This window comes from Gemmatimonadaceae bacterium (genome assembly GCA_036273715.1).
Lineage (GTDB): Bacteria > Gemmatimonadota > Gemmatimonadetes > Gemmatimonadales > Gemmatimonadaceae > JADGGM01.
The window spans coordinates 119,687-129,931 of record DASUHB010000034.1; the positions used below are offsets into that span (position 1 = coordinate 119,687).

Here is a 10,245-nt window from a genome sequence, read left to right on the forward strand (position 1 = left end):
GCAATCATCCGGCGCGCACCGACAACGCGTGCCGGAAGACGTTGCGGGGGTCCCACTTCGCCTTGATGCGCTGCAACCGCGGGTAGCCGCTCTGGAAGTACACCGTGCTCCACGGGACGCCTGACGTATTGAACGCCGGATCCGCGATGTCGGTGTCCGGATGGTTGATCAACGCGCCGTCGTACGCATCGCCGGGCACCGGTACGCCGCCCGTGTCGGCGAAGAGATCACGATAGAACGTCCGGACCCACGAGAGGTTCACCGCCTCATCGCGCGGCTCCACCCAGCCGACGCTGCAGGCGATGTCGAGAATCGCATTCCGTTGGGCGGATGCGGTTGCGTCCCGCGGCACCGCGTTGATCTGGCCGCCGTACGTCGCCAGGCCGAGCAAGCCGCCCATCACATCGACGTCGCCGCGTACGAGATGCGCGTACGCCGTGTCGATCTGGCGGTCGGTGAGGCGGCGTGAGAGCAGGGCGTCCTTCACCTTCGAGCTCACGCCGCCGGGCGGCATCGTGAAGAGGTCGGGAAAGGGCTGCAGGGCAAAGTCGAGCCACGACAGTCGCGTGACGTCGCGTCTGGCCGGCGCGCCTAACGCGCCGCACAACACCGCCAGGTGGCCCTCGACCAGCCCGTCGGCCGTGCCCGCCGGCGCCGTGCTCACACCGCGCGCGACGATGGTGCCGAGCTGTTTGCGGTGCAGCTCGAGCAGCGCCCACAGCGAGGCCGCCGGCGTTCCCGGAGCGCTGTTCTGTTCGCACCAGGTGCCGTGAGCGCGCAGGAGCCGCCGGAATTTCTCTTCGTCGACCCCGTCCCAGCTCCACTCGGCGCGGAACGTCGTCACGGTGTCGGGCGCGCGCGGCAGGAGCGTCGCGGGGTCCGAGCCCACTACGTTAGGCGAACGGAACCAGTAGCGCGTGACTGCGCCCAACGTCCCGCCGCCCGCGCCGGTGCTCGCCCACCACAGATCGCGGTGCAGATCGTCTGCCTCGCGTGCCGCGACGACGCTCGTGGCGCGTCCGCCGGCATCGACCGTGACAACCTCGACCGCGTACAGATAGTCGGCAGCCAGACCGAGCTGCCGGCAGAGAAAACCGAAGGCGCCGCCACACACGTGGCCGCCCATGCCGATTCCGGGATACTCGCCCAGCGGAATCACGGTGCCCCATGAGTCGGCCAGCGCGCGGAAGGTGTCGCCCACCGTTGCGCCCGCTTCGACGCAGATCGCCCGCCGCTCCGGATCATAGGCGATGCGCCTCATCGGCGACACGTCGATGATCGCGCGAACCTCGGCGTCCGTCACGAAGTTCTCGAGGCAGTGTCCGCCGCTCGTGATGGCGAGTCGACGCCCTTCCCGCACCGCCTCTTCGACAGCCGAGACTACCTGCGCCGTCGAATCCGCTACGCGCACGTAGTCCGGGCGGCCGCCAAAGCGCCTGTTGAATTGTCTCTCGATGACGGCGCGATACCGCTCGTCGTCGGGGCCGAGCTTCGCGCCGGAGTTGCGCACGCTGCGGGTTGCGGATGGTGTCATCATGGTCTCCGTCATCTTTTGCGGCACCATCGTCCGCCGGCACGCGCACGCGCTGCTCGATGAGCCGCTCCGAGATGATCCGACCGCAATGATGTTGCCATCGTTCTGCGTGTTGCGCGTCGATTCGCGCGCGGACGCGGGATCGGGCTTACCTAGAACAATCCCGGCAGGGCGCCCCAGGTGGCGTTGCGATATTCGGAGTAGGATGGTCCGAAATGCGACGACAGGTGCTGCTCCTCGAGCCGCACTTTGCGCCAGTAGGAGACGGTAATGAGGGCGAACCCGAGGAGCGCGTGCACCTCGCCCGAGATGATTGCCGTGCAGGCGTACATGCCTAACAGGGCGGTGTAGATGGGGTGCCGGAGCGCGCGATACGGGCCGGCCCGCACGAGTTCCTGCCCCTGCGTGGCGGCAATCGCGCCACTCCAGTGGCGGCCCAGGCTTCGGCGCGCCCAGACGCCGAGCGACACGAACAGCACCTGGATCGCAAGGGCGATGGCCCCAGTGACGACGGAGGATGGAAGAAAGCGTGTGCGCAGTCCGGGGATGCTCAGGAACACCATCAACTGACCGATCGACACGAGCGTGAGGTGCACCCAGCGCGACGCGTGCGATTCGCGTCGCTCGACGGGCGCCGCGCTCGCCGCGGCGACCTCCCAGTAGAGGCTGAACGCGACCCAGAGCGCGAGCGAGATGTAGAGTGCCGGCGTGAAACCGGCGAGGAGCGACGACGCCCACGCGAATGCAGCGTTGTGCTGGCCGTGAGGCGGCCGTTCCGCGTAACGGGCGACGAGCGCGCCGACTGCGGCGCCGCCTAACGTCGACCAGAGGAGCGTTCGGGCGCGAGCGGTCATGCGGCGCGGCCTCCAACTGCGGTGTAGACCGCGAGGGCCGTGCGATCCGGCATTCGGATGCGGGTCCCTAGGGTCTCGGCGCCGTGGCGCCCAGGGTGCGGCGAGCGGCTGCCAGCCGCAGGCGCAGGCCCGGCACCGCGCTCGCGGTGGCGGGGTTGGCGGCGAGCTTGCCGATCGCTTCGTCCACCGCGTCCAATCCGAGGTTGGCGCCGAAGCGGGTCGACGCCTGCCGCCACGCGCTCTGGAACTGGGGATCCGCGGCCAGCTCGGTCTCGCCTAACGATTGCGCCTTGCCGATGATGTCGGCCAGCGCCGTCACGGCACGCTGTGCTCCCTGCGCGGTCGAAAAGCTGCGCGGGTTGCCCACCGCCTCGAGCTCCGGCATGCTCTCGATGAAACGGTGCATCGCCGCCGCCTGCGCTGCGTTGCGCGGGGTGTTCGAGTGCATCAGTGCCTGCGCCGCACCCATGATCGCGAACGGGGCCGTGGCCGCGTGCGTCAACACGGGCGTGCCGGACACGACACCGGTGAGCGGCAGCGCGCCCAGCGCCAACCCGCCTAACCCATGGACGACGTGCAGGATTCGGCCCTCGATGCCGAACAAAACGTGCGTTACGTCCCGCAGTGGTGCGAATCCGAACAGCGCCGCACCGCCGAGGCTCGTCCATGACGCGGTCGACTCGCCGGCGAGCTTGAAGTGCTGGTATGCGCCGAGGCACAACAGCGCGACGAGTAGCAGCGCGGCGTGGAGCAGCACGCGTCTCGCGATGGACGCGAGCGATCGTCGCGGCTGCGGCACATGCCCCGCGGCTTGCAACTGCGCAACGGCTTCCTGGTTCAGCACGCGACACTCCATCCGCATGGGTCCCATCACCATGCGCGCACCCGGCGATCCGGTCAAGTATGGCGGGCCGCGCCGGGGCCCTCCGGCTCGATTCTCAGCCGCCGGTGACGACCGGCAGCTCCACGAAGCTCGCGTGTCCCGGCTCGTGGAACACGCGCTGCTCCGCTTTTCTGTAGTCGCCGGGCTTGGCCCAGAAGATGTTGGGCACGAAGGTCTGCGGATTCCGGTCATAGAGCGGGAACCAGCTCGACTGGATCTGGACCATGATGCGGTGCCCTGGCAGAAAGACATGATTCGCGGTGGGCAGGTTGAACTTATAGAGCAGCGGCTCGTTGGGCGTGATCGGTTTGGGCGTTTCGAAGCTCTCGCGATACCGGCCGCGGAAGATGTCCATGGAGACAGGCAGCTCGTAGCCGCCCATGGCCGGGTCGTCGCCCACCTCGTCCGGGTAGACATCGATCACCTTCACCACCCAGTCGGCGTCGGTGCCCGACGTCGAGGCGACAAGGTTGGCGACCGGCTGGCCGCTGATCTTGACGGGCTCCGTTAGGGCGGGCGTTTCGTACGAGAGCACGTCGGTGCGGCCTCCGACCTCGCGCTGGTCGTCCACCAGCCACCGGACCCACGTGAGCGGCGGCACGTAGCCGATGGGCTGGATGGGGCGAGTGCGGAACGGGACCGGCTTGGCCGGGTCGGAGACATAGGCGTCGAACGCGGCATCGGGCGGCCCTTGGCGCGGCGCGTCGAAGCTCGCCGTTAGGCCGGCGCCGAGATAGAGGGGCGTTGGGCGAATGGTGCACCCGGCATCGCAGCCCGACGGCCACGAGCGCAGGCGCTCCCATCGGTTGGTGCCGGTCTCGTAGGCGTTCACCGGCGCCACGTCCATCGGCGGCGCGCCATCCTTGAGATAATGCGCGAGAAAAGGCCCGAGAATATTCCGTTGAAAGTACTCCGAGCTGTTGGCCTGAAAGTCGATCGCGCCTAACGCGCTGCCGTTCTCGATTTCCTGGCCGTGGTGCCACGGCCCGATCACGAGAAAGACCTTGTGGTTGGAGGTGTCCTTGGGCTTGATCGCCTTGTAGACCGCGATCGCGCCGTAGATGTCCTCCTGATCCCACAGGCTGTGGACGAGCATCACCGGTATGGTGATCGGCTGCGCCGCGAGAATCTTGTCCATCGCCTGCTGCTGCCACCACGCGTCGTAGCTCGGGTGCGCGAGGATCTTGTTCCAGAATCCCACCTGCTCGAGTCCGTGCCGCTTGCCTAACTCGCCAGCCGAGCCCGATTGCATGTAGACGTCGTAGTCGTCGAAGTGGTCGGTCCACCACTTGGCGCTGTTGTCGCGCGTCGCTTCCTGCTCGAGGATGTACGGCATGTTCTGCTCGCGGAACGCGCCGTTGTGGAACCAGTCGTCGCCCATCCATCCGTCGACCATCGGGTTCATCGGCACCGAGACCTTGAGCGCGGGATGCGGGTGCACGAGGCCCATCAGGGGCTCGAACCCATCGTATGAGATGCCGAGCTCGCCGACGTTCCCGTTGGTCTCGGGGACGTGCTTGATGAGCCAATCGATGGTGTCGTAGGTATCGGTCGATTCATCGACCGTGGTCGGATTGAGCGGGCCGACCAACGGGCGGTTCATCACGTAGTCGCCCTCGGAGCCGTACTTGCCGCGGATGTCCTGGACGACGCGAATGTAGCCGCCGGGAATGATCACCTGGAGCGCGTTGTCGTAGCCGTTGAGCTCCGGCGCGAGGTGCGCGCTCTGGGCGTAGGACGTGGTTGCGGTCGCATCGTACGGCGTGCGCGTGAGCAGGATCGGCGCGCGGTGTGCGCCTTTGGGCACGAGGATGACGGTGTGCAGCTTCACGCCGTCGCGCATCGGGATCATGACGTCGCGGCGCTCGTAATCGAAGGTCGAGGTCTCGGGTTTGAACTTGGCGGGCGTCTCGCTGGGAAGCGTGGGCGTCTGCGCCGCGGCACGCCCGCCCGCGACGATGCAGGCCGCGAGCACGCCAGCGACGAGGACGCGGACCAATGCGTTAGGCGGCAAATGGGATGACATGAGATGATCGAGTGCGGGTGAATCGGCGAGAACGCCGGGTGGTCATCGGTCCGGCACGAGCACTTCGTTCCATTCCCGAATGGTCCAGTGCGCGACGATGCCGTTGGCCACGAACGGATCTTCGCGCACGAACTGTTCGGCGGCCGCCCGCGTCGAAAAGATACCCATGGCGCCGCCGGCTGGTTCGTCGGCGAATGGCCCGATCATGAGCAGGCGGCCATCGGCATGAAACACGCGCCAGAGTGCGCGATGCGCCGCGATATGTGCGGGCACCTTTGTCAAGAAATCGGGTGTCGCTTCGTACATGAGGGCGTATTTCACGAGAGGCTCCACTGCTGCCGCGCCGCATTGTTTCTGCGCACGAGATCAAGACGCGGGTGACGGATGGTGCACAAAGAGGCGTCGTCGATGCGTTCGGCGCAAGGGCCCCGTTGTGCCCCGGAGTTCGTCTCGTCGCGGTTAGTCGGCGCGCAGCGCGACGACCGGGTCGCTGCGCGCCGTGCGCTGCGCAGGAACCACGCTCGCGAGCACGCTCACAGCGGTGAGCACGAGCGCCGCGACACCCAGCACCGCCGGATCGCGCGGCGACGTGACGTAGGTTTCGATGGGACCAGGCCGCCTAACGAAATCGAGATGACCACGCAGCCACAACCACGGCGGCAACCCCGGGTGAACGGCGCAGACTCCGCGGCGCCTATGCAAAGTCCTGTCGCAGGTTGTCGATGATCGTGACCGTACGTATCGCGTCCCCTCCGGGCGACCGTCTAGCGTTGGGCGGCACCCGTCCACGGATGGATCTGCCGGGTGGCCACCATGAGAGTCGCGCCGGTGCCGCACGACCCGCAAGCGTGGGGTGAATGCCTCACCGAAGGTGCCCAACAGCTGCCGGCGATCGCACGGAACTTCGCGCGTGCACGCGAACTTCGTTGGGTGGTGTCGTTCATGACCGTTGCCACTTTGAACACGAGGGATGGAGCATGCGCAAGGCTTTCGCAGTCCCAGCGATGCTGTTGGCCGTCGGATCCGCCGCGCACGGCCAAGGCCCTGCATCGTTCGCCGCCCACTCCGTTGCGCCATGGAGCGCCGATTCCTCCGTTACTGTGCCCGCCGGCACACAGATCTTCGCGCAACTGCAGCGGCCGCTGTCCACCCGGACGGCCGAGGCCGGCGACAGCGTCTACATGCAGGTCACGTTTCCGGTCACGGTGGGGAATGCGGTGGTGATCCCCGCCGGTACGTACGTGTTGGCGACGATCGATACCGTGTCACGCGTCGGCTGGATCCACCGCAGCATCGCGTTCCAGTTGCACGTGGCATCGATGGTATTCACGAACGGCTACGTCGCCACGGTTCGGGAGGCAGCGCACGCGCAGCCCCGGGACGCGTCTCAGTTAGGCCCCGGCCGGCGTCCGGTGGCCCTGATGGTGGCCAGCGGGGTCGCGCCGTTGGCCGGTTACGCCATCGGAGCGGCGACAGGCGGCAGGTACGACGGCTTGTTAGGCGGCGCGATCGGCACGGCCGCCGGATTCGTGACGTTCCTCGTCGCCGCGGCGCACAGCGACTACGACCTGGGCCCCGGCTTCCCGTTGGAGCTGCGCTCCCAGGGACCGATCGTGCTCGACGCGGCGCGCACGGCCGACGCCGCGCGAACGCCGTCAACCGTGCAACACCACGAGAACAAGAGCTGCTTCACGCCCGGCACGCCTGGAACGCCCGACATCACCATTCCGGGAACGCCCGGCACGCCCCCGGTGGGCGACATGCCAGGGACGCCTGGTACGCCTGCCACGATGATCCCGGGTACGCCCGGCACACCCGGCTACTGGCACCCCTGTCCGTGAGTCGTCGCTGCCCGTTCGTCATGGGCGAAACGCGACGAAGTCGACACCGGAGAACGGACTAACGCAGCGGCCAGGAGCGCCGTTTCGGCCGTGTCCGCTCCTAGCCGTGCGGCGACAGCCGCCGCATCATCTCCCACTCGATCAGAGCGGCGTCGTTCGGATACGGTTCGGTGCGACCCGTGCAGGCAAAGCCTAACTGCTCGTAGAACGAACGCGCAGCGGCATTGCTCGAGGTGACCATCAACCGGATCGCGGCGACCTCTCTCGCGCGCGCCCACCCGACAACCTCATTCACCAACAGACGCGCGATGCCACGACGGCGATGGGTCGGGGCAGTCCACATCGATACCAGCGTCGCCCGCGTCGCATCGTCCTCATCGAGCATCGAGCCCACGATACCGCAAGCGATCCCGTCGTCGATCGCGAGAAACCCGATGCCTCGCTCGCCGTTCCACCGAACGGCCCGCTGCATCCATTCGACGTCGCTCATCGCGCTCTCCGTCGCGTACGTCGAGCCGAACGCGCTCGGCGCGTCGCGCAGTGCGCGCAGACGGACCTCCTTGAATGTGGCGACGTTGCCCGGCGTGATTTGCGCGATCGCAATCATCGAACTGCCACGAAAGACATGCCTATCTAGACGTGGGGCGCGTCGTGTGCAACCGGGCGCGGAACAGCACCGGCCACTGCTTAGCCGTCAGCAACAGCTGCTGCCCATCGGGCGCCGCGCAGTACGCGCGTTGACTGCGAGCGGGCGCGTGGCGTTTGAACGAGCAGAACGCAGAACGCCGCAAAGAGCGCCACCCTGAAGCCGCGCCCCCTCGCGAGCGTCATCGTCGTTAGTCTGACATATGCGAGTACACGACGCGGCCGCCCACCACGGTCATCTGCACCTTCGCGTCGCGGATCTGCTCAGGGGGAATCTTCGTGAGGTCGCGATCGATGATCACGAAATCCGCCAGCTTCCCCCGCACCAACGACCCCTTCCGCTGCTCATCGAACGACACGTACGCCGCTCCGATCGTGTACGCGCGCAGCGCTTCTTCCACCGTGATCTTCTGCTCCGGAATCCAACCGCCGGGATGCTTGCCGTCCAGCGTCCGCCGCGTCACCGCCGCGTAAATCCCCTCGATCGGCGTCGGCGGCGCCACGTCCCAGTCCGACCCGAATGCCAGGTGCGCCCCGGCATCGAGAAACGACCGGAACGCATAGGTCGTCTTGCTCCGCTCGTGCCCGATCACAGCCTCCGCCCACCGACCATCATCGATCGCATGATACGGCTGCATGCTCGCGATTACGCCTAACTGGGCGAATCGCGGGATGTCAGCCGGCGCCACGTGCTGCGCGTGCTCGATGCGGAACCGTCGGTCGCGGGGGCCGTCTTCACGCTCGACGCGCTGATAGATGTCCAACTGGAGCCGGATCGCCCGGTCGCCGATCGCGTGGCAGATCACCTGCAAGCCGGCCTTGTCGGCGCCGCTCGTCCACGCGTACAGGTCTGCGGGCGTGTTCACGAGCAGCCCGCTGTCCTTCGGCGCATCGGTGAACGGCGCGAGCATCGCCGCCGTATGCGAGCCTAACGATCCATCCACGAATCCCTTGAGGCCGCCGATGTGCAGCCACGCGTCGCCGCGCCCGCGCGCGGCAATCGTGTCGCGCAGCCGCTCCCACGTGGCTAACGGAACGGCCGCCGAGATGCGCGCTTTCATCCGGCCCGCCTTGTGCGCGCGCTCGAACACCGCCAGATCGTGCCACGTCCCCATGTGGTCGACCTGCGTCACGCCCTGCGCGACCACGTAGGCCATCGCCGCGTCGAACGCGCGATCTTCCACCTCGGGCGGCGCATCGGGGATCGCCTTCGTCACCAGACCCATCGCGTTGTCCTTGAGCACGCCGGTGGGCTCGCCGCTCGCGTCGCGCACGATGGTGCCGCCATCCACATCCGGCGTCGCACGGCTCACGCCGGCGGCGCGCAAGGCAGCCGTGTTCGCCAGACCCATGTGACCATCGAGACGACCGACCCATACCGGATGGCCGCCGGTCACCGAGTCGATCCAGTCGCGACGCGGCAGCTCGCCGCCCCACAAGGTGTGATCCCAATCGCCGCCCAGTATCCAGGCGCCCTTGGGCAGCGTCGCGGCGTACTCCTTAATGCGCCTAACGAACGCGGCCGGCGTCTTCGCGTCGCGCAGCTGCACCGACGACAGCGCGAAGCCGCCATCGAGGAAATGCACGTGGGCGTCGATGAATCCCGGCACCAGCATCGCGCCGTGCGCGTCGGTGATACGCGTGTCCGGTCCGGCCATCTTTCGTACTTCGGCGCTCGATCCCACCGCAGCGAGCGTGTCGCCGCTCACCGCGATCGCGTCCGCCCAGGGACGCGTCGAGTCGCCCGTCCACACGCGCGCGTTCACGACGACCATCGTCACCGGCGACGATGCGGTGTGCGGGGGCGTGGTCACGAGCAGGGCCAGGAGCGCGAGCGCGATCAACGGCGCGCGCACTCAGCGACGCTCCATCGCGTCGCGAATGTCCAACAGAATCTCGAAGTACAACTGCTCGCGCCGATAGGCGAAATCGAGCGTCGACATCTGCGCCTGATCTTGCGTCGACTTGGCACGCTCGAACGCCTCGCGGTACATCTCGTCGAGGTTCGCCAGGATACGATCGCGGGGACGGGACATGGAGCTGGTCGAGGGTTGGGACGGCTCGTTCCCGAGGCTGGCGATCCGGTCGAGGATCTGCTCCGGGTCACGCCCGTCGAAGAGGAGTCGCTGCGCCGCCCCGAATACGAGTCGTCGCGGGTCGATTGGGTTCGTCAAGCCAGTCTAATGTAACGCGTAGAGCCGCGCGCCACTGTCGCCGTCCGACTCCGCCATCGGCGCGATGCCGACCGGTGCCGGATCCTGCAGCGCACGGGCCGCGATCGCGAGAATGCCCGCGATGTACGCGAATCCCGCCGGGATCCACATGATGAGACCAGCGAGCTGCTGGTCCTGCAGCGCCGTGAGTCCCCACGCCCCGGCGCCGACGCTCTGCGCATAGTACCACGGCGTATCCGAGAAGGTCAGGATCGCGCCGAGCGCGCCACTGCTCACGAAGGTGCCGAT

General features: G+C 67.5%; 11 protein-coding genes. 1 reads left to right on the plus strand and 10 read right to left on the minus strand.

Annotated elements, in window-relative coordinates; all coding sequences use genetic code 11:
- Positions 1-4 precede the first annotated feature (4 nt).
- The 6 genes from VFW04_08180 to VFW04_08205 all read right to left on the minus strand — a co-directional run bounded on the left by VFW04_08180 (position 5) and on the right by VFW04_08205 (position 5,948).
- The gene (locus tag VFW04_08180) at positions 5-1,537 is read right to left on the minus strand and encodes an FAD-binding protein (GenBank protein ID HEX5179290.1); all 1,533 of its coding nucleotides are present in this window, start codon (positions 1,535-1,537) and stop codon (positions 5-7) included.
- Positions 1,538-1,686: 149 nt separating this feature from the next.
- The gene (locus tag VFW04_08185; GenBank protein ID HEX5179291.1) at positions 1,687-2,388 is read right to left on the minus strand and encodes an isoprenylcysteine carboxylmethyltransferase family protein; all 702 of its coding nucleotides are present in this window, start codon (positions 2,386-2,388) and stop codon (positions 1,687-1,689) included.
- 67 nt (positions 2,389-2,455) lie between these two features.
- A complete protein-coding gene (locus VFW04_08190; protein HEX5179292.1) occupies positions 2,456-3,289 on the minus strand; it encodes a hypothetical protein in 834 nt (277 codons plus the stop codon).
- A 37-nt stretch (positions 3,290-3,326) separates the two neighbouring features.
- A complete protein-coding gene (locus tag VFW04_08195) occupies positions 3,327-5,297 on the minus strand; it encodes a CocE/NonD family hydrolase (GenBank protein ID HEX5179293.1) in 1,971 nt (656 codons plus the stop codon).
- A gap of 42 nt (positions 5,298-5,339) precedes the next feature.
- Positions 5,340-5,618: a YciI family protein gene (locus tag VFW04_08200; GenBank protein HEX5179294.1), complete on the minus strand. Its 279-nt coding sequence runs from the start codon at positions 5,616-5,618 to the stop codon at positions 5,340-5,342.
- A 138-nt stretch (positions 5,619-5,756) separates the two neighbouring features.
- Positions 5,757-5,948, minus strand: a complete 192-nt coding sequence (locus VFW04_08205; GenBank protein ID HEX5179295.1) for a hypothetical protein — start codon at positions 5,946-5,948, stop codon at positions 5,757-5,759.
- Between the two features lie 449 nt (positions 5,949-6,397).
- Between VFW04_08205 and VFW04_08210 the strand changes: the two genes are divergently transcribed.
- Positions 6,398-7,138, plus strand: coding sequence for a hypothetical protein (locus tag VFW04_08210; protein ID HEX5179296.1), 741 nt, complete (start codon positions 6,398-6,400; stop codon positions 7,136-7,138).
- A gap of 100 nt (positions 7,139-7,238) precedes the next feature.
- Here the strand turns inward: VFW04_08210 and VFW04_08215 are convergent, their stop codons facing one another.
- The 4 genes from VFW04_08215 to VFW04_08230 all read right to left on the minus strand — a co-directional run.
- A complete protein-coding gene (locus tag VFW04_08215) occupies positions 7,239-7,745 on the minus strand; it encodes a GNAT family N-acetyltransferase (protein ID HEX5179297.1) in 507 nt (168 codons plus the stop codon).
- A 229-nt stretch (positions 7,746-7,974) separates the two neighbouring features.
- Positions 7,975-9,639: an amidohydrolase gene (locus tag VFW04_08220; protein HEX5179298.1), complete on the minus strand. Its 1,665-nt coding sequence runs from the start codon at positions 9,637-9,639 to the stop codon at positions 7,975-7,977.
- Complete coding sequence (locus VFW04_08225) at positions 9,640-9,957, minus strand: hypothetical protein (protein HEX5179299.1); 318 nt, start codon at positions 9,955-9,957, stop codon at positions 9,640-9,642.
- Positions 9,958-9,963: 6 nt separating this feature from the next.
- Positions 9,964-10,245, minus strand: a 282-nt coding sequence (locus VFW04_08230) for a cytochrome c oxidase assembly protein (protein HEX5179300.1), incomplete at its 5' end; no start/stop codon positions are given.

Coding starts and splice junctions, on each gene's coding strand:
- VFW04_08215 (HEX5179297.1), bottom strand. CDS start 7,745: ATGATTGCGATCGCGCAAATCACGCCGGGCAACGTCGCCACATTCAAG.
- VFW04_08185 (HEX5179291.1), bottom strand. CDS start 2,388: ATGACCGCTCGCGCCCGAACGCTCCTCTGGTCGACGTTAGGCGGCGCC.
- VFW04_08180 (HEX5179290.1), bottom strand. CDS start 1,537: ATGATGACACCATCCGCAACCCGCAGCGTGCGCAACTCCGGCGCGAAG.
- VFW04_08195 (HEX5179293.1), bottom strand. CDS start 5,297: ATGTCATCCCATTTGCCGCCTAACGCATTGGTCCGCGTCCTCGTCGCT.